23 protein-coding genes are annotated in these 24,126 nt (G+C 71.6%); 11 read left to right on the top strand and 12 right to left on the bottom strand.

Annotated elements, in window-relative coordinates; genetic code table 11:
* The first annotated feature begins 127 nt into the window (after window positions 1-127).
* Window positions 128-1,297, top strand: a complete 1,170-nt coding sequence (locus tag M1105_RS10995; protein WP_249580411.1) for a serine hydrolase domain-containing protein — start codon at window positions 128-130, stop codon at window positions 1,295-1,297.
* Window positions 1,298-1,300: 3 nt separating this feature from the next.
* Here the strand turns inward: M1105_RS10995 and M1105_RS10990 are convergent, their stop codons facing one another.
* The 9 genes from M1105_RS10990 to M1105_RS10950 form a co-directional block, all read right to left on the bottom strand.
* Complete coding sequence (locus M1105_RS10990; protein WP_249580410.1) at window positions 1,301-2,389, bottom strand: AbrB family transcriptional regulator; 1,089 nt, start codon at window positions 2,387-2,389, stop codon at window positions 1,301-1,303.
* Between the two features lie 198 nt (window positions 2,390-2,587).
* Window positions 2,588-3,169, bottom strand: coding sequence for a cell wall hydrolase (locus tag M1105_RS10985; protein ID WP_249580409.1), 582 nt, complete (start codon window positions 3,167-3,169; stop codon window positions 2,588-2,590).
* Window positions 3,166-4,293, bottom strand: coding sequence for an acyl-CoA dehydrogenase family protein (locus M1105_RS10980; RefSeq protein WP_249580408.1), 1,128 nt, complete (start codon window positions 4,291-4,293; stop codon window positions 3,166-3,168). The genes M1105_RS10985 and M1105_RS10980 overlap by 4 nt, the downstream gene beginning before the upstream one ends.
* A 34-nt stretch (window positions 4,294-4,327) precedes the next feature.
* Window positions 4,328-4,729 carry a DoxX family protein gene (locus M1105_RS10975; RefSeq protein WP_249580407.1) on the bottom strand — a complete coding sequence of 134 codons (402 nt, stop codon included), beginning with the start codon at window positions 4,727-4,729 and terminating at the stop codon, window positions 4,328-4,330.
* Between the two features lie 29 nt (window positions 4,730-4,758).
* Window positions 4,759-5,157 carry a rhodanese-like domain-containing protein gene (locus M1105_RS10970; RefSeq protein WP_249580406.1) on the bottom strand — a complete coding sequence of 133 codons (399 nt, stop codon included), beginning with the start codon at window positions 5,155-5,157 and terminating at the stop codon, window positions 4,759-4,761.
* 90 nt (window positions 5,158-5,247) lie between these two features.
* Window positions 5,248-5,901 carry a dimethylsulfonioproprionate lyase family protein gene (locus tag M1105_RS10965; protein WP_249580405.1) on the bottom strand — a complete coding sequence of 218 codons (654 nt, stop codon included), beginning with the start codon at window positions 5,899-5,901 and terminating at the stop codon, window positions 5,248-5,250.
* Between the two features lie 10 nt (window positions 5,902-5,911).
* The gene (locus tag M1105_RS10960) at window positions 5,912-7,105 is read right to left on the bottom strand and encodes an acetyl-CoA C-acyltransferase (RefSeq protein WP_249580404.1); all 1,194 of its coding nucleotides are present in this window, start codon (window positions 7,103-7,105) and stop codon (window positions 5,912-5,914) included.
* A 43-nt stretch (window positions 7,106-7,148) separates the two neighbouring features.
* Window positions 7,149-8,045, bottom strand: a complete 897-nt coding sequence (locus M1105_RS10955) for a heme-dependent oxidative N-demethylase family protein (RefSeq protein WP_249580403.1) — start codon at window positions 8,043-8,045, stop codon at window positions 7,149-7,151.
* Window positions 8,042-9,262, bottom strand: coding sequence for a class I SAM-dependent methyltransferase (locus tag M1105_RS10950; RefSeq protein WP_249580402.1), 1,221 nt, complete (start codon window positions 9,260-9,262; stop codon window positions 8,042-8,044). The genes M1105_RS10955 and M1105_RS10950 overlap by 4 nt, the downstream gene beginning before the upstream one ends.
* A 105-nt stretch (window positions 9,263-9,367) precedes the next feature.
* Between M1105_RS10950 and dddP the strand changes: the two genes are divergently transcribed.
* Together dddP and M1105_RS10940 are read left to right on the top strand one after the other, a co-directional pair.
* On the top strand, window positions 9,368-10,705 hold the full coding sequence (dddP, locus tag M1105_RS10945) for a dimethylsulfonioproprionate lyase DddP (RefSeq protein ID WP_249580401.1): 1,338 nt from the start codon (window positions 9,368-9,370) through the stop codon (window positions 10,703-10,705).
* 121 nt (window positions 10,706-10,826) lie between these two features.
* Complete coding sequence (locus tag M1105_RS10940) at window positions 10,827-11,723, top strand: hypothetical protein (RefSeq protein ID WP_249580400.1); 897 nt, start codon at window positions 10,827-10,829, stop codon at window positions 11,721-11,723.
* Between the two features lie 67 nt (window positions 11,724-11,790).
* On the opposite strand, the gene M1105_RS20690 is transcribed toward M1105_RS10940, so the two are convergent.
* Window positions 11,791-11,916, bottom strand: coding sequence for a hypothetical protein (locus M1105_RS20690; protein WP_264759586.1), 126 nt, complete (start codon window positions 11,914-11,916; stop codon window positions 11,791-11,793).
* Between the two features lie 98 nt (window positions 11,917-12,014).
* Here M1105_RS20690 and M1105_RS10935 point away from each other — a divergent pair, with 98 nt between their 5' ends.
* From M1105_RS10935 to M1105_RS10910, 6 genes are all read left to right on the top strand, one after another.
* The gene (locus M1105_RS10935; RefSeq protein WP_249580399.1) at window positions 12,015-13,244 is read left to right on the top strand and encodes a bifunctional alpha/beta hydrolase/OsmC family protein; all 1,230 of its coding nucleotides are present in this window, start codon (window positions 12,015-12,017) and stop codon (window positions 13,242-13,244) included.
* Window positions 13,244-14,554 (top strand): NAD(P)/FAD-dependent oxidoreductase, encoded by a 1,311-nt coding sequence (locus M1105_RS10930; protein WP_249580398.1) that lies wholly within the window; start codon window positions 13,244-13,246, stop codon window positions 14,552-14,554. The genes M1105_RS10935 and M1105_RS10930 overlap by 1 nt, the downstream gene beginning before the upstream one ends.
* Before the next feature lie 111 nt (window positions 14,555-14,665).
* On the top strand, window positions 14,666-16,642 hold the full coding sequence (gene parE, locus M1105_RS10925; protein ID WP_249580397.1) for a DNA topoisomerase IV subunit B: 1,977 nt from the start codon (window positions 14,666-14,668) through the stop codon (window positions 16,640-16,642).
* Window positions 16,643-16,728: 86 nt separating this feature from the next.
* Window positions 16,729-17,124, top strand: a complete 396-nt coding sequence (locus tag M1105_RS10920) for a RidA family protein (RefSeq protein ID WP_249580396.1) — start codon at window positions 16,729-16,731, stop codon at window positions 17,122-17,124.
* An 82-nt stretch (window positions 17,125-17,206) separates the two neighbouring features.
* Complete coding sequence (locus M1105_RS10915; protein WP_249580395.1) at window positions 17,207-18,106, top strand: DMT family transporter; 900 nt, start codon at window positions 17,207-17,209, stop codon at window positions 18,104-18,106.
* Window positions 18,103-18,627 carry a hypothetical protein gene (locus M1105_RS10910; protein ID WP_249580394.1) on the top strand — a complete coding sequence of 175 codons (525 nt, stop codon included), beginning with the start codon at window positions 18,103-18,105 and terminating at the stop codon, window positions 18,625-18,627. Before M1105_RS10915 ends, M1105_RS10910 begins: the two co-directional genes overlap by 4 nt.
* Before the next feature lie 4 nt (window positions 18,628-18,631).
* Here M1105_RS10910 and M1105_RS10905 read toward each other — a convergent pair whose 3' ends face one another.
* Both M1105_RS10905 and M1105_RS10900 read right to left on the bottom strand, forming a co-directional pair.
* Window positions 18,632-18,913, bottom strand: a complete 282-nt coding sequence (locus tag M1105_RS10905) for a hypothetical protein (RefSeq protein WP_249580393.1) — start codon at window positions 18,911-18,913, stop codon at window positions 18,632-18,634.
* A gap of 12 nt (window positions 18,914-18,925) precedes the next feature.
* Window positions 18,926-20,743, bottom strand: coding sequence for an ABC-F family ATP-binding cassette domain-containing protein (locus M1105_RS10900; protein ID WP_249580392.1), 1,818 nt, complete (start codon window positions 20,741-20,743; stop codon window positions 18,926-18,928).
* A 113-nt stretch (window positions 20,744-20,856) separates the two neighbouring features.
* Here M1105_RS10900 and M1105_RS10895 point away from each other — a divergent pair, with 113 nt between their 5' ends.
* Window positions 20,857-22,044 carry an aminotransferase gene (locus tag M1105_RS10895; protein ID WP_249580391.1) on the top strand — a complete coding sequence of 396 codons (1,188 nt, stop codon included), beginning with the start codon at window positions 20,857-20,859 and terminating at the stop codon, window positions 22,042-22,044.
* A 140-nt stretch (window positions 22,045-22,184) separates the two neighbouring features.
* Entirely contained in the window at window positions 22,185-24,122 is a 1,938-nt protein-coding gene (locus M1105_RS10890; protein WP_249580390.1) for a peptidylprolyl isomerase, read from the top strand.
* The last annotated feature ends 4 nt before the right edge of the window (window positions 24,123-24,126 follow it).

Genomic DNA, 24,126 nt, shown 5'->3' with positions numbered 1-24,126 from the left:
CGGCCCCGGGGCCCGCGGCACCCCGCTGGCGCGATGCCGGCGGAGTCAAGGTATCTGGCGCCGCCCGACGCCCCCTCGACAACTGCCGCGCTGACGGAGAAAGTCGGCCGCGAAGGGAGAGCCTGCCATGACCGACCGCCCCACCCTCGCCAACTGGCGCGAGGCACCGATGAACCGCACCTCCTTCCAGCGGGTGCGCGAGATCGTCCCCACCGCCGCGATCCGCACCGGGCGCGCGCAGCCCCTGCCGCGCGGGCGGACGGTCGAGACGCTGGGCGCGCTCGCCGTGCCTGCGCCGGGCGGCGGCGAGACGACATGGGCGGGGCTCGTGGTCGCGGGAGAGACGGACGCCTGCATGGTGCTGCACCGCGGCTCCGTCGTCTGGGAGTGGCACGCGGCCCATTTCGACCGGGGGCTGCCGCATCTGGTCTTTTCCGTCACGAAATCGGTCACGGGTGTGCTCGCAGGCTGCCTCGCGGCCGAGGGGCGGCTCGACCCCGAGGCACCGGTGACCGCGCTCGTCCCCGAGGTGACCGGCTCGGCCTATGACGGCGCCCGGGTGCGGGATCTTCTCGACATGACGGTCGCGACCGGCTTCGATGAGGTCTATGACGATCCGCAGAGCGACTACATGCGCTACCGGGTCGCCACCGGCTGGAACCCGCCGCGGCGCGCGGGCGAGACGGGCGACCTGCTCTCGTTCCTCGCCACCATGCCGAAGCGAGAGGGGCCGCATGGCGAGCGCTTCCACTACGTCTCGCCGAACAGCGACCTTCTGGGGATCGTGCTCGAGCGCGCCTCGGGCGAGCGGTGGAGCGACATGGTCTCGCGCCGCCTCTGGCTGCCGCTGGGCGCCGAGGGGCCGGCGGACGTGACGCTCGACCGGCTGGGCGCGCCGCGCGCGGCGGGGGGCTTCTCGGCCACGCTCGACGACCTCGCCCGTTTCGCCGAGATGATGCGCCACGGCGGGCGGGCCGCGGACGGCACGCAGGTGGTGCCGGCGGACTGGGTGGCGGACATCCATGGCGGCGGCAACCCGGAAGCCTGGGCGCGCGGCGAGATGCCCTATCTCTATCCGGGCGGGAGCTACCGCTCGCAGTGGTATCGCACGCCCGAGCCCTCGACCGCCATCGCCGCCATGGGCATCCACGGCCAGTGGCTCTGGGTCGATCCGGCGGCCGAGGTCACCATCGTGCGCCTCTCGTCGCAGGCGAAACCCGCCGACGACACCTTCGATCTTGCCTTCATCCCGGCGCTGGGCCGGGTGTGTGCGGCGCTGGCGTCGGACGAAGCCTGACGGCTAGAGCCGCTCGACCCAGCGCCAGGCAAGGCGGGCGAGGAAGACCGTGTAGAGGATGCGCGCGACGTGGTGCGCCGCCACGAAGACCACGCTGATCCGCAGCGAGAGCGCGATCAGCGACATCTCGGTGACGCCCCCGGGCGCGAAGGCGAGTACCACCGCCTCGACCGACTCGCCGACGACGCCATGCAGCAGCGCCCCCGCCGCGACGGCGAGCCCGAGCACCGAGGCCACGCTGAGGAACGCCATCGCGAGCCCCCGGCCGGCCTGCCGCCGCCCAAGCCCCACGAAGCGCACGCCGAGCCCGCAGCCGACCACCAGTTGGGTGAACTGGATCAGGAAGGCGGGCGGGTCGGCCTGCGTGAGCCCGGCCAGATGCGCCGCGCCACTGAACACGATCGGCCCGGTGATGATCGCGGCCGGCATGCCCACGCGGTGGGCCGCGAAGAACCCCAGCGCCCCCGACGCGGTCAGCACCGCGACGTCCCAGAGGCCGATCGGGTTCATCGCGCCCCGCAGCATCACGCCCGCGGCGCTGCCGACCGCGAAGCCCTCGTAGGCGGTGATCGCGAGCGGCACGATCAGGATGCACATGATGAGGCGCGAGAACTGCATGAGGTTCAGCATCCGACGGTCGGCGCCCGCCGCCTCGCCCATCGCGATCGCCTCGATCAGGCCGCCCGGCATGGCCGAGAAATAGGCCGTCGCGCGGTCGTAGCGCCCGAGATGCCGGTAGATCACGTATCCCACGACATGCGCGAGCGGCACATAGAGCATCAACCCGATCAGGGTCGGCCACCAGCCCGCCGCCGCCGCGATCAGATCGGGCGTGAATGCCCCGCCAATGGCGACGCCGATGATCGGCACGAAGAGGATGCGGACCTTCACGGGGAAGGTCACCGGACGGCCGCCGATGCTCAGCCCCGCCAGGGCCGCGCCGCCCACAGCCACCACGGCACCCAGGAGCCAGGGCAGCGGCGTTCCGATCCGCGAGGCGACCCAACCCCCGGCCGTGCCGAGCGCGACCGTGACGACCAGCGGCAGCAGGGCTAAGCGGTCGCCCGCGATGGGGATCTCCCAGTGCGTCATGCGGTGGCGCCCGCCCGCGTGGCGCAGCCAGCCATGGCGCCCGGGGTCGCGCCCCTCGTCCCGTTCATGCTGACCCCGTGCCTGACCCGACGCGGATGCGGCCGGGCGCGCGGATGGCGCCCGCCGTGCTGCCGTTCTACGGGGCTCCGCGCGCTCGCGTAAAGGGCCGCGTGCTTGTGCCCGCCCCGGCGCCGCCGGTCAGCGGTAGAAGAAGTGGTCGCCGATCGTCGCCGTCCGCCGCTTGGCGCGCGCCCAGGAGGGCCGCACGGTGCCGTTGTGGAACATGACCGCACCTCGCGTCGGATCGGCGCTCGCGCCTGCAAGCGCCTCCCAGGCGACGCGGTGGGCGGTCTCGTAGGCCTCGGGCTCGCGCGGCGTGTCGTCGCGGCCATCGCAGTAGAAGCTGAACTGGCAGGGGCGCGACGGGCCGCCCTGCGTCACCACCTCGCAGACGCGATCGGGGTAGCCTGAGGCGCGGGCGCGGTTGAGCACCACATGGGCGACGGCGCGCTGGCCCTCGACGGGCTGGCCCTTCGACTCCCAGTAGACGGTGCGCGCGAGGCAGGTGAGCGGATCGGCCATCGGCGCCGTAGGATCGGGCGGCGGCATCTCGGCGCGGGCCCTTGGGGCGGCGGCAAGAACGTCGCGCAGCGCGGCCTCGGCCCTCAGCGCCTCGACCGCGGCGCCGGCGGGCGCTGCAGACGTGCCCTGCCCGCCATCCGTCACGCAGCCGGCGAGGGCGAGGCACAGTGCCGCCATGGTCGCAAGAGGCCCCCTCACGCGATCTGCCGCGCGATGATGAGCTTCTGGATGTCGTTGGTGCCCTCGTAGATCTGGCACACCTTCTGGTCGCGATACATCCGCTCGACCTCGTAATCCGCGAGATAGCCATAGCCGCCGAGGACCTGGATCGCCTCGGACGTGATCCGCTCGGCCGCCTGCGCGCAATAGAGCTTGGCCATGCACGCCTCCTTCAGGCAGGGCAGCCCTTGGTCCTTCATCCGCGCGGCGTTCATGACCAGCGCCCTCGCGGCCTCGAGGTCGGTGGCCATCTCGGCCAGCCGGAACTGCACGGCCTGCAGATCGAAGATCGGCCCGCCAAAGGCGGTGCGCTCCTTGGCATAGGCCAGCGCGCGTTCATAGGCCGCCTGCGCGAGCCCGGTGGCCTGCGCGGCGATGCCGATGCGCCCCGCCTCGAGCGACGAGAGCGCGATGGCGTAGCCCTGCCCTTCCTCGCCGATCATGTCCTCGAACGGCACGTCCATGTCCTCGAAGGCCAGCGCGCAGCTGTCCGATGCCTTCTGGCCCAGCTTCTCCTCGACCCGGACAATGCTGAAGCCGGGGCGGTCGTTCCCGGTCACGAAGCAGGAAATCCCCTTCTTGCCCTTCGCGGGATCGGTCACCGCGAACAGCACGGTCGTCTTGCCGATCCGGGCCGAGGAAATGAACTGCTTGGTGCCGTTGATCCGCCAGCCCTCGTTCATGCGGGTCGCGCGGGTCTTGAGGTTCGAGGCGTCCGAGCCTGCCTGCGGCTCGGTCAGCGCGAACGAGCCGATGTGGCGGCCTTCCGCCAAGGGGCGCAGCCAGCGCTCCTTCTGCTCGGGCGAGGCAAAGCGGTCCAGCACGGCACAGACCGGCGCGTTGTGGACCGAGACCATGGTCGAGACCGACCCGTCGCCCGCCGCGATCTCGATCAGCGCCAACGCGTAGGAGACGTAATCGGCCCCCGCGCCACCCCAATCGGGCGAGATGGTCATGCCGAGGAACCCAAGCTCGCCAAGCTCGGCGATCACCTCGGGCTCGATGGCGCCGGCCTTCTCACGCTTCGCCGCCGTGGGCGCGAGCTTCGACTGCGCGAAGTCGCGGGCCATGTCGCGGATCATAACCTGCTCGTCGGTCAGCATGGCGTCCCTCTCCTTTAAGTCTCGTCGGCGCTCCCTATGCCGCGCGGCCGCGCCGCAGCGCATCGACGCTGAGCGGCCCCGGCCCGGCAAAGACGATGTAGAGGAACAGGAAGCAATAGAGGATCGCGGCATCGCCCCCGTTGTTCACCGGATAGAAGTCGCGGGGCGCGTGGGCGATCCAGTAGGCGAAGGCCATCGTGCCCGAGGCGAGGAAAGCCGCGGGCCGCGTGAACAGGCCGACCGCGATCAGGAGCCCCGCGGCCAGCTCGATCACCCCGGCGAACCACGGCAGCGAGAACGCCGACACCACCTTCTCGGTCGCGGGGAAGCCGACCAGCTTCTGCGTGCCGTGCGCGAGGAAGATCAGCCCCGCCATGCAGCGCAGAACGCTGAGGAACATGGGGGCGAGGCGGTTCAGGCTGGTCTCGATGGACATGGACGCCTCCTGTCGGCGCGTGGCCGGGTTCAGTCGTGCTTCTTCTCGGGCCGCGGTCCCACGGGGCCGCCGGCGGCCTGCCAGCCCTTGAATCCGTCCTCGATGTGGCTGACCTTCGCAAGCCCCATGTCCTGCGCCACGCGCGCCGAGAGGGCCGAGCGCCAGCCCGAGGCGCAGTAGAACACGAAGCGGTTGCCGGTCTGGAACTGGGGCTTCGCATAGGGACTTTCCGGGTCGATCCAGAATTCCAGCATGCCGCGCGGGCAGTGGAAGGCGCCGGGGATCATCCCGTCACGTTCCAGTTCGCGCACGTCGCGCAGGTCGACGAAGGTGACGCCCTCGGCGTCGTGGAGGCCGAGCAGGTCCTTCGCAGGCGCGTGCTCGACCACGGCGTTGGCCTCGGCCACCATGTCCTTGACGTGTTTCATCTCGTCCTCCCCGATCGGTATTTCACGCGAGAAAGCATATATAAGCCTTTGTCACGAAATTGAATCCGAAATAATGAACGCTCTTTCGGCTCACGCCTTCGGCTTGGAGAAGGTCATCTTCTGGCCGGCCAGCTTCTCGCGCGGCCCGTGCCACGCATAGCTCAGCAGCGCCGGCTCGGTATCCCCGACCGTGATCCGGTGCATCCGGCCGGGCGGATTGAAGATCAGCGAGCCCGGCGCGTAGACGCCCTCGTCGTTCTCAGACACCGCGCCCGAGAGGGTGTAGTAGCTCTCGGTCAGCCCGTCATGGGCATGAGCGGGATAGGTGCATTTCGGCGCAAAGAGCACGATGCCAAGGATCACCTCGTCGGTCACAACCGGGCCGTGGGGGCCGGCGAACTCGGCATAGGCATATTTCGCGCTCAGCCCCTTCGGCACCTTCTCGTAGCCGTAGAGCCAACAGAGGTCGGGCAGCACGCTCTCGATCGCGCGGATGACCGACTGGGTCGACTCGCGCCGCCCCTGATCCAGCGCGCGCTTGAGATGCGCGGTCACGGGCTTCGTCTCGGGCGTGCGGTCGATGACGGGCGGGTTGGCGGCTATGGTGCGCGACACCGCCTCGCGCACCGCCCGCTGATGCGCCCGGATGCGCGCCGAGCCGCCCGCCTTGCCGCGCCGGTAGAGCTCGGCGAACTCGGTCAGCAGGTAGCCCCAGTCTGGGCGGTCGGCGAGGCGGGCCGTCACCCCCTGTCCCTCACACCCGCTCGACCGCCACCGCCGTGCCTTCGCCGCCGCCGATGCACAGGCTGGCGATGCCGCGCTTCAGGTTCTGGCGCTCCATCTCGTGCAGCAGCGTGACGATGATCCGCGCGCCCGAGGCGCCGATGGGGTGGCCCAGCGCGCAGGCCCCGCCGTTGACGTTGAGGCGCTCGCGGGGCATGCCAAGCTCGGCCATCGCGGCCATCGGCACCACGGCGAAGGCCTCGTTGACTTCCCAGAGGTCCACGTCGTCCACCTTCCACCCGAGGCGGTCCATCAGCTTCTTCATCGCGGGCACCGGCGCCGTGGTGAACCAGCCGGGTTCCTGCGCATGGCTGGCATGGCCCAAAAGGCGCGCGCGGATGGGCAGGCCCTTCGCGTCGGCCTCGCTCTCGCGCATCAGCACCAGCGCCGCCGCGCCGTCCGAGATCGACGAGGAATTCGCGGGAGTCACCGTCCCGTCCTTGCGGAAGGCGGGCTTCAGCGTCGGGATCTTCTCGGGGCGGGCCTTCTTCGGCTGCTCGTCGCCCGCGACCTCGACCTCGCCCGCGCGGGTGGCGACCTTCACGGCGGCGATCTCGCGCGCGAAGCGCCCTTCGGCCTCGGCCCTCAGCGCGCCGTTGAGCGAGGCCAGCGCATAGTCATCCTGCGCCTCGCGGGTGAACTGGTATTTCTCGGCGCAGTCCTCGGCGAAGGTGCCCATCAGGCGGCCCTTGTCGTAGGCGTCCTCGAGCCCGTCGAGGAACATGTGGTCCATCGCCTGCGCATGGCCCAGCCGCGCGCCGCCGCGCATCTTGGGCAGCAGGTAGGGGGCGTTGGTCATACTCTCCATGCCGCCCGCGACGATGATGCTGCCATTGCCCGCCCTCAGCTGGTCATGCGCGATCATCGCGGCCTTCATGCCCGAGCCGCACATCTTGTTGAGCGTGGTGCAGGGCACCTCCTTGCCCAGCCCCGCCGAAAACGCCGCCTGCCGCGCGGGGGCCTGCCCCTGCCCGGCCGGCAGGACGCAGCCCATCAGCACCTCGTCCACCTCCGCCGCCGCGACGCCCGCGCGCGCCAAAGCCGCGCGGATCGCCGTGCCGCCGAGGTCCGAGGCGGTGGCGCCCGAAAGCTCGCCCTGGAAGCCGCCCATGGGAGTGCGGGCGAGGCCGACGATGACGATGGGGTCCGAGGCGGGAGAGGGCATGGGGTCATTCCTCCGAATTTAGTGAACGGGCGTTCAATTCCAGTCAGGATGCGGAAGCCTCCGCTCCCTGTCCAGCGATTTCGCGAAGCTGCGCGCAGGCCGCGGCCAGCATCTCGGGGCCGCCCTTGTAGCCGACCATGCCGCCGGTAATGGTCTGCATCGCGGCCTCAAGCGCCGCCGCCTCGGGGGAAGCGAGGTTCGCCACGGGGGTGAGCGAGGTCTTGATGCCGAAGCAGACGGCGCCGGTCTGCGGCAGGCGGACAAGGGTCTGGCGCTCGGTCCGCAGATAGAACGGCCCGCCGATCCCTGTCTCGGCCACCAGCCGGTCGGAAAGGCCGCGCGGCAGGTGCAGCTCGGGCACCGCGTGGACGGTCCAGTTGACGCGCATCAGCGGGCGGCCTGGGCGGATCGCCTCGAACATCCGGTTCACGCGGCGAGCGAGATCGGCGTCGTATTCCGGCACCGGGTCGTGGATCGCCGTGAGCGGGCGGCCGAGTTTCTCCGCGAGAAGCCAGCGCGAGGGGAAGCAGAGCACGGCGGCCACGAGGCGGTATTCGCCGGCGGCGGCGTCGGGAAGCATCAGGCAAAGGTCCTCGGCCACCAGCCGCCCCATCGTCTCCAGGGGACGGGCGGGGTCGATGCGAACCTCGGCACCGTCCGGGCGGCGGACGGTGTCGCCCGCGACCTGCCAGCGGGGGTGAGCGGAGAGCGCGGCGAGGAGCGTGGCAAGCAATTCACCCGCCGCAGCCTCGCCCTCGGGCAGCAGGCCCAGCACCACCTCGGGCCGCTCGGCCATCAGGCGCTCGCGATAGGCCATCTGGAGCGCGTAATCGTCATGGACGGTGAGCCAGTCGGCGGGGTCGAGCGGCATGATCCCCGGCGCGTGGATGGTGCGGGGGTCCATGAAGGGCAGATAGGGCGGGCGGGACATCAGGATCATCGAGCGGCACCCTCGCTGTAATGCAACAGGTTGAAGCCCGCGAGGGCCCGGTGCACCGGCGCCCAGCGCGCAGCGAAGGCGAGCCAGTCGAGGCTCGCCGCCTCGGCCACCGCCCGCAGGTTGCGCCGCCCGTCGATGGCGGCGATCAGGGGCGCAGTCTCGCGCGGGATGGCGAGGCGGTATTCCAGGCCGTCAAGCGTCAGCCGCAACCCGCCCGCCTTGGCGACATGGGCGGCGAGCGCCCGGGGTTCGGCGCGCGCGAGGCGGGGCACCGCGCCGGCGCGCTGAGGCGTGGCCATCGCCTGCCCCTCGCGCCCGGCGAGGGTCGCGTAGGCGACATGGGTCTTGATGTTGCCCACGAGGTTCTCGGCCACCGCCGCCGCTTGTGGGGGCGAAAGGCGCGCCACGCGCTCGCGCATGTCGGGCGTGTCGGGCAGGTAACGCATCGGCTCGTAGCGGGCGGGCTCCAGCAGGCTCACGAGGCCAAGCCCCGCGCGGTCAAGCGCCGCCATCAGCTCGTCCGCGCGGTAGGCCCGGTCGCGGCTGTGCAAGAGCAGGTCGTAGAGCCCGGCATCCGACACCTTGTGATCGCCCACGAACGGGTTGCGGGCGAGCCAGTTGGTGGGCGGCAGCGCCCCGAGCGCCGATTTCGCCAGCGCCACCTGCTCCGCGGGCGCGTCGTCCCCGAACAGCGCGCCAAAGGCCGATTGCAGCGGATAGACCCCGGTGCGGCCCAGCGGCGCGTAGACCATCAGCCCGATGCCGCCCTCGGGCGCCAGCGCCGCGGCGAGCGCGGCAAAGCCCGCGTCGGGGTCGGGCAGGTGGTGCAGCACGCCGCAGCAGTCGATGTAGTCGAAGGGGCCGAGGTCGGGCGCGCTCAGAAGATCGCCGCTGACGAAACGGATCGAGCCGAGCCCCCGGGCCGCCGCGCGCGCCTCGGCCACCGCGCGGGCGGCCTGCGACATGTCCAGATAGATGATCTCGGCCGGGCAGCCGATGTCGGCCAGCTTCTGCGCCAGCATGATCAGCCCGTCGCCGGTGCCGCCCCCCGCCACCAGCGCGCGGAAGGGCGCGCGCCAGTCGCGCCTGCCGCCGAACAGGAAGTGGTCGATCTCGACCGGATGCGACGGCGAGCCCTCGATCAGCCGCCGCGCTTCCTCGGCGGGATCGCGCTCGGGATAGGGGTAGCTCTCGTATTGCCGCCTGACCGCGTCCATCGGGCCTGTCCGAGTTCTGTCCGAAACCGACGCCTTCCCGGCGTTCCCGGCGAGACGGCCGGGATCAACATCGCGAGAGTGCAGATAGCACCATGGAGCGCGCGCATGAACCCGGAAATCCACCACGCCGACCGCCGCAGGATCGACCCCAGCCGCAAGCGGCGCATGAAGCCCGACAACACCCCCGACGACAACGACCGGGTCGAGACCGGGCCGACGGCGCTCGCCTTTCAGGAATGGGCGGCGGCGGGGCTGGAATGTCCCGACCTGCAGGCGATGCGCGCCCACCGCCACGCGCGGCTGACGAAGGCGGTGGCGGATGCGGGGCTTGGCGGCCTTCTGATGTTCGACCCGCTCAACATCCGCTACGCGACGGATGCGCCGAACATGCAGCTCTGGAATACGCACAACCCCTTTCGCGCGGTGCTGCTGACCGCCGACGGGCATATGGTGCTGTGGGAATACAAGGGGGCGTCCTTCGCGTTCCTGTCGGACTTCAACCCGCTGGTGAGGGAGGTGCGGGGCGGCGCGAGCATGTTCTACTTCTCGACCGGCGACCGGGGCGGCGACTATGCCCGCGAGTTCGTGGCGCAGGTGGACGAGGTGATGCGCGCGCGGGTCGGCACCAACCGCCGGCTCGCGGTCGACAAGATCATGCTGGGGGGCTACCACGCGCTGCTGCAGGCGGGCTTCGAGGTGCTTGAGGGCGAGCCGGTCACCGAGCGGACCCGCGCCGTCAAGGGCCCCGACGAGATCAAGGCGATGCGCTGCGCCATCCATGCCTGCGAGGCGGCGGTGGCCGAGATGGAGGCCGCCTGCCGCCCCGGCATGTCCGAAGACGAGGTGTGGTCCCACCTGCACGCCGGCAACATCAGGCGCGGCGGCGAGTGGATCGAGACCCGGCTGCTGGCGTCCGGGCCCCGCACCAACCCGTGGTTCCAGGAATGCGGGCCACGGATCATCCAGCCGAACGAGATCGTGGCCTTCGACACGGACCTGATCGGCTGCTACGGGATGTGCACCGACATCTCGCGGACATGGTTCGTGGGCGATGGCGAGCCAACGGCCGAGATGAAGCGGCTCTACCGCGTCGCGCATGAGCACATAATGGGGAACATCGAGCTCCTGAAGCCCGGCACGAGCTTCCGCGAGCTGGTGTTCGGCGGGCACCGGCTGCCGGACGAGTTCGTGCCCGGCCGATACGGCTGCAGGATGCACGGCGTGGGCCTGTGCGACGAGTGGCCGATCATCGCCTACCCCGAGGACTACCGCGAGGGCGCCTTCGAGGGGGTGCTCGAGCCCGGCATGATGCTGTGCGTCGAGGCCTGCGTACAGACGCAAGGCGGCGAGTTCGCCATCAAGCTCGAGGACCAGGTGCTGATCACCGAGACTGGGCACGAAAACCTGACGCGATATCCGTTCGATGCGCGCCTGATGGGCTGAGGGCGGCGCGGTATTCCATCAGGTGGAAATTCGTGGCCGAAGGAGCGGCCTCGCCGTTGACTTGCGCGCCCGACCCGCGCCCTTCGTGCATCTGGCCCGGTGGGACGGGGTGGAGAACATCATGAGCCGGATCCTGCGCCGACCTCGGATCGGGGGCGCCATCGCCATTGCGCTCGCGGCGCTGGCGGGCGTGAACGCACCGGACGCCGCGCGCGCCCAGGCGACGGCCCCCGAGGCAGCACTGCCCGCCTTCGCGACAGCCGAGCCGGTCACCGCGCTCGGCATCCTGCACTGGCAGCAGATCCAGGCGACCCGGATCGGGCTGGGCGCCTGCCTCGCAGCCGGCGGCGCGGCGACCGAGCAGAACCGCGCCCGCGCCGAAGCTGCGCGGAGCCGCTTCGAAGCCACGCACGCCGAGCTCCGCGCCCACTACGCCGCCTTCGTGGGCGACGCTCGCATCGCGAAGCAGGGCGAGCGCAGCATCGAGGACATCAACGGCCAGTGGTGGCGCTATGGCGCCGCGCTCGACGCAGCCCTCACCGGGCGCGACATCTCGGGCGAGGCGATGGCGGGCATACATGCGGTGAATCTCGGCCTCGGTGGCGCGGTCGAGAAGCTGCATGCCGGCGCGCGCCGCGCGCTGACCCGCGCCGGCAAGGCAGATCTGGGCCAGACGGCCGCCGAATTCGCGGCCTTCAGCCATGTCTGGAAGGCCGAGACCGCCGCGCTGATGGCCTGCCTTGCCAGTCTCGGCACCCTGCCCGAGGTCTTCGCGGCCGAGGCGGCCACGGCCCTCGCGGGCTTCGAGGCGGAGCTCGCGCAGGCCGAGGCGAGCCCCTTCGCGCCACCCGCCCAGAAGGCGCTGATCCCGGCCTGGCGCGAGACGCTGGCGCGGCTGGCCGAGGCCGCCGGCGGCAAGCCGCTCGCGCCCGCCGAGGCGGACGCGACGCTGCGAATCCTCGACGACTGGGCCGCGGCCTCGGACCGGCTGGGGATCGAGCCCAAGGGCGGCCTCTGAGCGCGGCGGGCCGCGTCACAGGCGCCACCGATGCGCGCTCCATGCCGGCCCGCCCACGGGCGCCGTGTCACTTCGACGGCACGCGCCGCTTGATCTGCACCTGGTCCGAGCGGTCCTCGAAGACCGACTGTCCCGGCGCGCAGCCCGCGGCGAGCGCGAGGCAAAGAACCATCAATATCGCCTGAAACTGCATTGTTCCCGGCCCTCCCGGGGCCGACACTCGGGCGATGCGGGAATCACACCGCCTGCCTTGACGATTGTGCGACAGGGAGCCACCGGGAGCGGAACACGATGCGGGGCGAGAAATTCACGTTCGCGGGACATTCGGGCGAGCCGCTGGCCGCGCGCTTCGACCGACCCGAGGGGCGGGTGAAGGCAGTCGCGCTGTTCGCCCACTGCTTCACCTGCGGCAAGGACATCGCGGCGGCACGGCGGATCGCGGGCCGGCTTTCTGCACTGGGCATCGGCGTCCTGCGCTTCGATTTCACCGGGCTCGGCCATTCGGGTGGCGAGTTCGCGAACACCGGGTTCTGCTCGAACGTCGCGGACATCGTGGCGGCGGCGCGGTATCTCGACAGCCGTAACCTTGCGCCGCAGATCCTGGTGGGACACTCGCTGGGCGGCGCGGCGGTGCTGGTTGCCGCCGACGCGCTCCCCTCGGTCGAAGCGGTGGCGGTGATCGGCGCCCCCTCCGACCCCGCCCATGTGCTGGAGCATTTCGGGCCGGGCCTCGCCGAGATCGAGGCCGAAGGCGCGGCCGAGGTGATGCTAGCGGGCCGCCCCGTCACCATCGGGCGCGGGCTGGTCGAGGAACTGCGCGGGACCGACCTGCTTGACAAGGTCGCGAAGCTGCGGCGCGCGCTCCTGATCCTGCACGCGCCGCGCGACATGGTCGTGGGCATCGAGAACGCGGGCCGCATCTTCGGCGCGGCCATGCATCCGAAAAGCTTCGTCAGCCTCGACGACGCCGACCACCTGCTGAGCCGGGCCGAGGATGCCGACTACGCCGCCGGCGTCATCGCCGCCTGGGCCGCGCGCTACCTGCATCTGGGCGAGGCGCTGGACGCGGGCGCGCCGCCCGAGGGCGTGGTCCGCACGGTCGAGAGCGACCCCTCCGGCTTCCTGCAGGACATCGCCGTCGCGCCGGGGCTGGCGATCCGCGCCGACGAGCCGGCGTCGGTGGGGGGCAGCGGGCTCGGCGCCTCGCCCTACCAGCTTCTGGCCGCGGGGCTGGGGGCCTGCACCTCGATGACCATCCGCATGTATGCCCGGCGCAAGGGCTGGCCGCTCGAGGGCGTCACGGTCGATGTCAGCCACGGCAAGACCCATGCCGAGGACAGCGCCGGCGCCGAGGAGGGCAGGAAGCGGATCGACCTGTTTCGCCGGGTAATCCGCCTCGACGGCCCGCTGGACGACGAGCAGCGCGCGCGGCTGATGGAGATCGCGGACCGCTGCCCGGTCCATCGCACGCTGGAGAGCGGCGCCCGGATCGAGACCGTGGAAGCGCGGTACGGCGCGTGATGGCGCTGGGCGGCCCGCTCGCGCCGGAAGTCTATGACGCCACCCGCCCGGTGCCGAGCTGGTGGGAGGCCTCGGCGCCCCCGGACCGCGCCCGACCGGCGCTGGACGGCGACCAGGAGGCCGATGTCGCCATCATCGGCGGCGGCTACGCGGGGCTGTCGGCCGCGCGGGTGCTGGCGGGGCTTGGGATCGGCGCTGCGGTGCTGGAGGCGGGCGCGATCGGCTGGGGCGCCTCGGGGCGCAATGGCGGCATCGCGGGCCTGGGCGGGCACAAGCTGTCCGATGCGGCGCTTGTCCGGCGCTTTGGTGCGGCCGAGGTCGCGCGGTATCATGCGCGGCTGGCCGAGCACCTGCGCGACCTGCGGGCCTTCTGCCTCGCGGCGGGGCTGAGCGATCAGGTGCAGGGTAGCGGCGAGTTGGTGCTGGCGCATTCGCCGCGCGCGGCACGAGGGCTCGACGCGGTGCCGGAGGGGTTCGCGGCGCGGCGGGTCGCGCCCTCGGGGCTGCACGACGTCGCGCGCTTCGGCGGCGCGGTCGTCAGCCCCGCCTTCGGCATCCACCCCCTGTGGCTGGTGCGCGCCATCGCCGACGCGGCCGAGGATGCGGGGGCGCGGGTGTTCGCGCGCTCACCCGTGACCGAATGGCGACGCGAGGGGCGGACTCATCGGCTGGTCACACCCGGGGGCAGCCTGCGCGCGCACACCGTGCTGGTCGCGACCAACGGCTTCACCCCGGACGGGCTGCATCCCAGCCTGGACGGCCGCGCGATCCCGGTCATCTCGAACATCGCCGTGACGCGGGTGCTGAGCGCCGAGGAACGCGCACGCCACCCCTGGCTGGGCGCGGACCCGGCGGCGGACACGCGCAACATGCTGAGCTATTTCCGCCTGCTGCCCGAGGGGCGGCTCCTGTTCGGGATGCGCGGAGACATCACCGGGGCCGAGGCGAACGCGGGCGAGATGCGCGCGCGGGTGATCCGCCGCATCGGGCAGCAATTGCCGGGCTTCGCGGGGGCCGATGTGGAGTATTTCTGGCGCGGGCCGGTCTGCGCGACGGCCCGGCTCACGCCTGCGGTGGGCTGGCTCGACCGCGAGCGGCGGATCGCCTGCTGCTTCGGCTGGCATGGCAGCGGCATCGGCATGGGCACACTGGGGGGCGCGCTGGCGGCGGGGCTGATCGCCGGCGCGCCGGAGGAGGCGATCCCCGCGCCGATGCGCGGCCCCGCGCCCCGCCTGCCGCTGCCGGGCCTGCGGCCGCTCTATGTTGGCGCGGCGCTGGCGCTGCTGGCAGCGCAGGACCGCATCACCTGAGCCGCGAGGGGTTGCGGCCCGCGCCGCCACCTCCCGCGAGATGTTGATCCGCCCCCTGCCCGCCTGCTTTACTGGCGCCAACAGGCAAGAGATGATTCGGAGGCGGGGCGGATGGGCGACCTGTTCCAGACCGACGGCGCCGAGCGCGCCTACACGGCATCCTCGATCGAGGTGCTGGAGGGGCTCGAGCCCGTCCGCAAGCGCCCCGGCATGTATATCGGCGGCACCGACGAGCGCGCGCTGCACCACCTCGTGGCCGAGGTGCTGGACAACGCCATGGACGAGGCGGTGGCGGGCCACGCCAGCCGCATCGAGGTCGAGCTGCTGGCCGACGGCGCCTGCGTGATCACCGACAACGGCCGCGGCATCCCGGTGGACCCGCATCCGCGCTTTCCGGGCAAGTCGGCGCTCGAGGTCATCATGACCACGCTGCATTCGGGCGGAAAGTTCTCGGGCAAGGCCTACGAGACCAGCGGAGGCCTGCACGGCGTCGGCGTCTCGGTGGTCAACGCGCTGTCGGACCGGATGCGCGTCGAGGTGGCGCGCGGGCGGCAGTTGTGGGCGCAGGAGTTCTCGCGCGGCCACCCGCTCGGGCCCCTCCAAGCCTTGGGCGCGGCCCCGAACCGGCGGGGCACGACGGTGGTCTTTCACCCCGACCCCGAGATCTTCGGCTCGCGCGCGCATCTCAAGCCCGCGCGGCTCTACCGGATGGCGCGCTCGAAGGCGTATCTGTTCCGCGGCGTCGAGATCCGCTGGCGCTGTGCGCCGGAGTTGCTGGCCGAGAACGACGAAACCCCGGCCGAGGACAGCTTTCGCTTCCCCGGCGGGCTCGAGGACTACCTGCGCTCGACGCTCAACGGCACCGAGTTCTTCGGCGAGCGGCCCTTCGCGGGCAAGGTCGAGTTCGCCGAGAAGTTCGGCGCGGGCACGCCCGGCTCGGTCGAATGGGCGATCGTCTGGACGCCCGCGCGCGACGGCGCGGTGTCGAGCTACTGCAACACGATCCCCACCCCCGAGGGCGGGACGCACGAGGCCGGGTTCTGGTCGGCCATCGCCAAGGCCATTCGCGCGCATGGGGAACTCATCTCGAACCGCAAGGCCGCGCAGATCACCCGCGAGGACGTGATCGGCACCGCCGCCGCCATGATCTCGGTCTTCATCCGCGAGCCGGAATTCGTTGGCCAGACCAAGGACCGTCTCGCCACCACGGAAGCCGCGCGGCTGGTGGAGGGCGCGGTCCGGGACCGCTTCGACACCTGGCTTGCGGCCGATCCGAAAACCTCGGGCGCGATCCTCGACTACCTGGTCGAACGCGCCGAGGAGCGGATGAAGCGGCGCGCCGAGAAGGAGACCTCGCGCAAGACGGCGACCAAGAAGCTGCGGCTTCCGGGCAAGCTCGCGGACTGCTCGGACGCCACGCGCGAGGGGTCGGAGCTGTTCCTGGTCGAGGGCGACTCGGCCGGGGGGTCCGCCAAACAGGCGCGCGAGCGGGCGTTCCAGGCGGTTCTGCCGCTCAGGGGCAAGATCCTAAACGTGATGGGGGCCGCGGGCGCCAAGCTCGGCCAGAACCAGGAGCTGAACGACCTTTGCCAGGCACTGGGCACCGGCATGGGCTCGAAATACCGCGAGGAGGAGCTGCGCTACGACAAGGTCATCATCATGACCGACGCCGACGTGGACGGGGCGCATATCGCGTCGCTCCTGATGACCTTCTTTTTCACGCAGATGCGGCCGCTGATCGCGCATGGGCACCTGTATCTGGCGCAGCCGCCGCTCTATCGGCTCACGCAAGGCGCGGTGACGGCCTATGCGCGGGACGACGCCGAGCTGGAACGGATGAAGGCGGACGGGCTGGGCGGCAAGGGCCGGATCGAGATCGGACGCTTCAAGGGTCTCGGCGAGATGAACCCCGCGCAGCTCAAGGAGACCACGATGAACCCCCGCACGCGCACCCTGATCCGCGTCTCGATCGAGGACGACCTCGACGAGACCGAGGGGCTGGTCGAGCGCCTGATGGGCAAGAAGGCAGAGATGCGCTTCCAGTTCATCCAGGAGAACGCGAGGTTCGCGGAAGATCTGGATGTGTGACCCACAGGCCCTTGCGTGACACCGGCTCGCGATGAGGGCAGACTGACTCTCGGGGTATCGTCGATTTTTGTCCAGCGGAGGCGCGCATGGACCGTCAGCTCGTTCTCAATGGGAACCCCATGGAGGAGATCGTCGGCTTCGCGCGTGCCGTGAGGGTCGGCCCTTACATTTCGGTCGGCGGGACCGCCCCGGTCGGCGCCGATGGCAAGACCGTTGGAATTGGTGATCCGGCGGCACAGGCCGAGCGTTGCATCGAGATCATCGCGGATGCGCTGAAGCGCGCTGGTTCCGGCCTCGAGGACGTCGTGCGCACCCGCATCCTGCTGACCCGAATCGACGACTGGAAAGCCGTGATCGACGTGCGCGCGCGGTATTTTCGCGCCATCAAGCCGGTCGATACGATCATGCAGGTGAGCCGCTTCGTGAACCCGGAATGGCTGGTCGAGTTCGAGGCCGACGCGGTGATCTCCGGCCAGCGTTGAGGCCACGCACGAATTCCCGTCCCATCGCCATGCACGCCAGAGCGGGCCGGCCGCGCCGGTTCCACGGAAGAGCTTGAAATCGATGCGCGCCATCCCCGACACTCCCACCGCCGGCGTGACCCTGATGACGGTCGCGATGCTGATCGCGCCGTTCATGGACCTTTTCGCCAAGCTCCTGACCGAGACGGTGAGCCCCGGGCAGGCGACGCTGGGGCGCTTCGTGGCGCAATCCGTGGTGCTGCTGCCGATGGTGCTGGTGTTTGGCCAGTGGGGACGGCCGGGGCGGCTGCATGCGCTGGCGGGGGTGCTGCTGGCGATGGCCCTGCTGGCGATCAACTCGGCGCTCAAGGTGATGCCGATTGCGAACGCGCTGGCGATCTTCTTCGTCGAGCCGCTGATCCTGACGCTGCTCTCGGCCTACATTCTCGGCGAGGGGCTGGGATGGCGGCGCCTCTCGGCGGTGCTGGCGGGGCTGGTGGGGGTGCTGATCGTGCTGCGGCCGAACGTCGACGCCTTCGGCTGGGCGGCGGCCTGGCCGCTGGTCACGGCCGTCTGCTTCGCATGCTACCTGCTGATCACCCGGGTGATGACGCGGCGCGGCGGGCGGCTGGCGCTGCAGTTCTGGACCGGCATCTTCGCTCTCGTCACCATGGCAATGGCGGGGCTGATCGGCACGGCCCTGGGGATCGAGGGCATCACGCTGGGGCCGATGGGCTGGCGCGAGGCGGGGCTGATGGCCGCCATGGGGCTCACGGCGGCGGTGAGCCACCAGCTTCTGGTCCACGCCTTCGCACGGGCCGAGGCGGGCGCGCTTGCGCCGCTCCAATACCTCGAGATCCTGTCAGGGACGCTGATCGGGCTGTTCGTCTTCGGCGATTTCCCCGACGCGCTGACATGGGTCGGCACGGCGATCATCGTGGCGGCCGGAATTTACGTCTTCCAGCGCGAGCGCCGGCTCGCGCGTCAGGCGAGGATGGCATGAAACTCAAGACGCTGATCGCGGGCCTCGTGGCCGTGCTGACGGGCTGTGACCAGCCCACCATCATCACCCATGTCTTCCGCCTGCCGAACATCCACGAGCGCGACCTCATGGCGATGCAGGGGCCGCAGGGCATCCCCGTCGAGATGCACGGAGCACCCTGGGAGGGGGCGGACCGCGCGGCGCTCGCCGGCGCAATGAAGGGGCCCGCGGGGGCCGCGCAGATCCGCTTCGCGCTGCGCGACGTCACCGGCCCCGCCGCGCATGGCGCGCGCATGGTGCTGCACTTCAACCCGCAGGCCGCGCCGAACGGTCCCGCCGATTGCGCGCTGACGGCCGAGGCCGCGACCGGCGCGCCGGCGCCCGAGGGATTCTCGGTCAACGTGACCTTCTGCCGAGGGGCCGAGGTCGAGGCGCAGGGATTCCTGCGGGCGCTCGAGACCCGGCCCGGGGACTACGAGGCGTTCTCGACCGTAATGCGGCAGCTGCTGGTCGTGGTGTTCCGCGAGGAAAAGGACCGCTGACGGCTCACCACCGCCCGCGCAGACCACGCCATCCGGCGAGAAGCGTGAGCGCCGCGAGCGGCGGGTAGGCGAAGATCAGGTCGACCCGGATGTTGCAGTCCCCGGTGCAGAGGAGCCGCAGGTAGATCCCGCCCTCGTAGAGCCCGTAGAGCGCCCAGGCGAGCGCCGCGAGCGCGACCACGACCCCGCCATTGCGCCACCAGAGCAGCGCGAAGCCCAGCGCCGGGACCGCCGCGAGCCATGGCAGCGAGACGAAGACCGCCATCGAATCGTAGAACAGGTCCATCGCGTGCGCCCCTCACTCGGCCGCGAGGCTCTCGCGCAGTTCCTCGAGTTCGAGCCACTCGGTCTCGGCGGCGTCGAGGCGGGCGCGGCGATCGTCCAGCATCTCGGTGGCCTTCGCGAACTTCACCGGCTCGCGGCTGTAGAGATCGGGGTCGGAGAGCAGGTTTTCGAGCTTGCCTATCTCGGCGGTCAGGCGCTCGATCTCGGCGGGAAGGTCGGCAAGGCGGCGCTCCTGCTTGTAGCTGAGCTTCTTCGCGGCGCGGACGGGCTCGGGCGTGGCGGGCTTCCTAGCCGGCTCGGGCGCGGCGCGGACCGGCGCCGCCTCGCCCCGCTGGGCGCGGTAGTCGGACCAGCCGCCCGCGTAGATCGTGGCGCGCCCGTCGCCCTCCATGGCGATGGTCGTCGTGGCCACGCGGTCGAGGAAGTCGCGGTCGTGACTGACCAGCAGCACGGTGCCGTCGAAGTCCTCGATCAATTCCTGCAACAGGTCCAGCGTCTCGACGTCGAGATCGTTGGTGGGCTCGTCGAGCACCAAGAGGTTCGAGGGCCGCGCCATGATGCGCGCGAGCAGAAGACGCGCCTTCTCGCCCCCCGACAACGCGCCCACGGGGCCGCGGGCCTGGCGCTCGTCGAACAGGAAGTCCTTGAGGTAGGCCACGACATGTCGCGGCCGGCCGCGCACCATCACCTGATCGGAGGCGCCGCTCACGCGGGTGAGCTTGTCCTCGGTCAGTGTCTCCCACAGCGATTTTTCAGGGTCGAGTGCGGCGCGGTTCTGGTCGAACACCGCCATCTCGATGTTGGTGCCGAGCCGAACCGCGCCGGTGTCGGGCACGATCTGGCCGGTCAGCACCTTCAGCAGCGTCGTCTTGCCTGCGCCGTTGGGGCCCACGAGGGCCACGCGCTCGCCCCGCCCGATGCGGATCGAGAAGTCGCGGAAGATCGTGCGGCCGTCATAGGATTTCGCGACCCCCTCGGCCTCGATCACGCGCTTGCCGGAGGGTCCAGCGGCCTCGAGCGCCATCGCCGCGGGGCCCTGACGCGAGACCTGCGCGCGGCGCTCGGCGCGCAGGGCCTCAAGCCGCCTCAGCCGCCCCTGGTTGCGGGTGCGCCGGGCCGAGATGCCGTAGACGGACCAGTGGGCCTCCTGCGCGATCAGTCGGTCGAGCTTGTGGCGCGCGGCGTCCTCCTCGGCCCAGAGCTTCTCGCGCCAGTCCTCGAATGCGGCGAAGCCCTCGCCGTTGCGCCGCACCTCGCCGCGGTCGAGCCAGAGCGTCGAGCGGGTGAGGCGCGACAGGAACGCGCGGTCGTGGCTGATGACAGCATACCCCGCGCGGGTCTGCGACAGGTGCTCTTCGAGCCACTCGATCGCGGCGATGTCGAGATGGTTGGTGGGCTCGTCGAGCAGCATCAGGTCCGGCTCGCCCGCGATGAGCCGCGCGAGCGCCGCCCGCCTGCGCTCGCCGCCCGAGGCGGTGGCGGGGTCTGCGCCAGGCTCGACCTCGAGCCCGTCCATTGCGGCCTCGGCCCGCCAGCGCTCGGCCTCTGGCAGGTCGGCCGCCACGTAGTCGCCCAGCGTGGCGTAGCCCGTCGGGTCGGGGTCCTGCGGCAGGTAGGCCACGCGCGCGCCGGGCTGCACCCAGCGGCTGCCGCCGTCGGGCTCGACCAGCCCCGCCGCGATCTTCAGGAGCGTGGACTTGCCCGAGCCGTTGCGGCCCACCACGCAGGCCTTTTCGCCGGGGCCAAGCGCGAGGCTCACGCCCGCGAAGAGCGGCCGCCCCCCGAAGCCGAGGGTGATGTCGGTGAGCGTGAGGATCGGTGTGGGCGCCATGCCCGCCCATGTCGCGCGGGCCGGGCGCGGCGTCAAGGGCGGGCGGGGCCCTCTGGCCTTTCCGGCGCGGCGCCCCTAGTCTCGCGCCCGGACCCCTGACGCCCGAGAGACCGATGCCGCTCAACCCCAACCTCGCCGCCGTGTTCCCGCCCCCGGTGATGGAGGCCCGCCGCTGGGTCGCCGAGACCGCGTTCCCGCCTGACCGGCCGCTCCTGAACTTTTCCCAGGCGGCCCCCGTCGCCCCCCCGCCCGAGGCGCTGCGCCGGGCGATGGCCGAGGCCGTGGCCGACGACCCGGAGATGCATCTCTACGGCCCCGTGCTGGGCGACACGCCGCTGCGCGAGGCGATCGCCCAGCGCTGGTCGGTGCATTACGGTGGGCAGATCGACGCGGGTGAGGTCGCCATTACCTCGGGCTGCAACCAGGCGTTCTGCGCGGCGGTGACGGCGCTGTGCGGCCCGGGCGACGCGGTGATGGTGCCGGTGCCGTGGTACTTCAACCACAAGATGTGGCTCGACATGAGCGGGATCGGCTCGGTCCTGATCCCTTGCGACGCGGCGATGCTGCCCGACATCGAGGCCGCCCGCGCGGCGATGACGCCCGCAGTGAAGGCGATCCTTCTGATCACGCCCAACAACCCGACTGGCGCCGAATACCCTCCCGCGCTGATGGAGGCGTTCTACGACCTCGCGCGCGAGCATGGCGCCGGGCTGATCGTGGACGAGACCTATCGCGACTTCCACTCGGGCCAGGGCGCGCCGCACGCGCTGTTCGCGCGCGAGGACTGGCGCGAGCATCTGGTGCATCTCTACAGCTTCTCGAAGGTCTTTCGCCTGACCGGGCACCGGGTGGGGGCGATCGTGACCGGGGCCGGGCGGCTCGCGCAGATCGAGAAGTTCCTCGACACGGTAACCATCTGCCCGAGCCGGGTGGGCCAGTTCGGGGCGCTCTACGGACTGCGCAATCTCGGGCAATGGGTGGCGGAGGAGCGCGACGAGATACTTTCGCGCGGGCGCGCGCTGAGGGCCGCCTTCGCCGAACACCTGCCCGACTGGCGCATCCTGGGCGCGGGGGCCTATTTCGCCTGGGTCGAGCCACCCTTCCCCATCGCCTCCGACCGGCTTGCGCGGAGGCTGGTGGCCGAGCAGTCGGTGCTGACCCTGCCGGGCACGATGTTCGCCCCCACTGCCGCGGAGGGCCGCGACTGGGGCGGCGAGCGGGCGCTGCGGATTGCCTTCGCCAATGCAGACGCGGCGGGGCTGGAGACGCTCGCCACGCGACTCGCGGCGTTCCGGCCCTGAGGGACGCCCGTGCGCGCCGCGCGGGGGCTTTGCGCTCTTGTTCGCCGGGGGATGCCCGGATAACAACGCAGCCGGATTGCCGCGGTCCCGCGGCGTAATGGTTTGCCGCGGTCCCGCGGCGGGACGGAAGTGAGGCAGACATGCTCCATGCACTGCGGCGCGGCGCGAAGTCCTGGGTCGCCAAGACCCTGATCGCCCTTCTGGTGCTGAGCTTCGCGGTGTGGGGCATCGGGGACATCTTCTCGTTCCGCGGCGGCACGGCGGTTGCGACCGCGGGCGACGAGGAGGTCACGGCCGACGAGTTCGCCAACGCGCTGGCGCGCGCGCAGTCCCGGCTGAGCCGCGAGGCGGGCCGCGCCGTCACCTATTCCGACATGCGCGCCATGGGCCTCGACCGGCGGGTGCTGGCGGGGCTGGTGCGCGACGCCACCATGCGGGCCGAACTGGCGCGGCTGGGCATTTCCGCCCCCGACCGGGCGGTGGCCGAGGAGATCCGCAACACCCCCGCCTTCCAGGGTCCGGCGGGCAACTTCTCGGACACGGCCTACCGGCTCCTGCTGGCGCAGCAGGGCATGACGCCGGCCGAGTTCGAGCGCCTGACCCGCACCCTGATCGGGCAGGAACTGGTGACAGGCGCGGTGTCGGGCATCGAGGCGACCGCGCCGGGCCTTGCGGTGCGGATCACCGCCTGGCGCGGCGAGACGCGCAACCTGCGGCTGCTGACGCTTGGGACGCGGCTTGCGCCCGATCCGGGCGAGCCGGACGACGCGACGCTCGCCGCCTTCCACGAGGCCGAGGCCGAACGCTTCCGCGAGCCGGAGCGGCGCTTTGGGCGGTATCTGCATGTCGACATCGCCGCGCTGACGGCAGCCGAGACGGCGGCGTTGTCCGAGGACGACCTGCGCGCGGCCTACGAGGCCGAGCGGGACCTCAACGTGACCGAGCCCACGCGGACCGTCGACCAGATCAGCTATCCCTCGCTTGCGGAGGCCGAGGCCGCGGCGGCGAGGCTGGCCGCGGGCGAGGCCGATTTCGACGCGCTGGCAGCCGAGGCGGGTCAGGCGGGCGAGGGGCTCACGCTGGGCGTGGTGCAGCCCGGTGACCTGCCCGAGGGGCCGGACGAGGCGGTCTTCGCACTCGCCGAGCCGGGGGTCACCGGTGCGGTCGCGACGCCGCTGGGCGGCGCGATCCTGCGCGTGACCGGCGTCTCGGACGGCGGTGCCGTGCCCTTCGAGGACCTGCGTGACGAGATCGCCGCGCGGCTCGCCGCCGAGCGCGCCGAGGCGCGCGCGCCCGAGATCGCCAACGAGGTCGAGGAGCTGCGCGCCGCCGGCAAGGCCCTGCCCGAGATCGCGACCGAGCTGGGCGGCGCCGTGACCGCGGGCGAGATCGCGGGGCTCGCGGCCGACGGCACGCTGGCGGGCGGCACGGCGGCGTCGGGCGTGCTCGCCCTGCCCGAGGTGCGCGCCGAGGTGCTGGACGCGCTGGACGCCGAGGAGCGCGACATCATCGAGCTGGGCGACGGCGGCTATTTCGTCGCCATGATCGACCGTGTCGAGCCGAGCCACGTGCCGCCGCTGGCCGAGATCCGCGGCCGGGTCGAGGCGGCATGGCGCAGCGAACAGGTCCTCGCGGCGCTCGAGGCGCGCGCGGCGGGGATCGCCGCGGCGATCGCGCGCGGCACGGGGGCGACGCTCGCAACCACAGCCGCGGGGATGGGCCTCAGCGCGACGGAGACCGGCTTCTTCCTGCGCGACACGCCGCCCGAAAGCCTGCCCGATGCGCTGATCGTGCCGGTCTTCGAGGCGAAGCCGGGCACGGTCCTGACCGCCCGCCTGCCCGATGGCGAGGGGGTGGTGCTGGCCGAGCTGATCGCCATCGAGCCGATGGCGCCCGAAGCGATGGGCCAGATGTCGGCGCATGTCGAGCGGGCGCTCGCGCAGTCGCTGCAGGCCGACCGGGTCGAGTTCTTCGCCCGCGCTCTCGAGACGCGCCACGCGGTCGCCTACTACCCGCAAGCGATCGAGAGCACCTTCTCCGCGATCTCGGGCGGCGCGGGCAGCGGCGGGGGCATGTGAGCCG

This window comes from Thermohalobaculum sediminis, assembly GCF_023487995.1.
Classification (GTDB): domain Bacteria; phylum Pseudomonadota; class Alphaproteobacteria; order Rhodobacterales; family Rhodobacteraceae; genus Thermohalobaculum; species Thermohalobaculum sediminis.
Note: the sequence above shows the minus strand (reverse complement) of the source record. Positions and strands in the feature narration are given on the sequence as shown.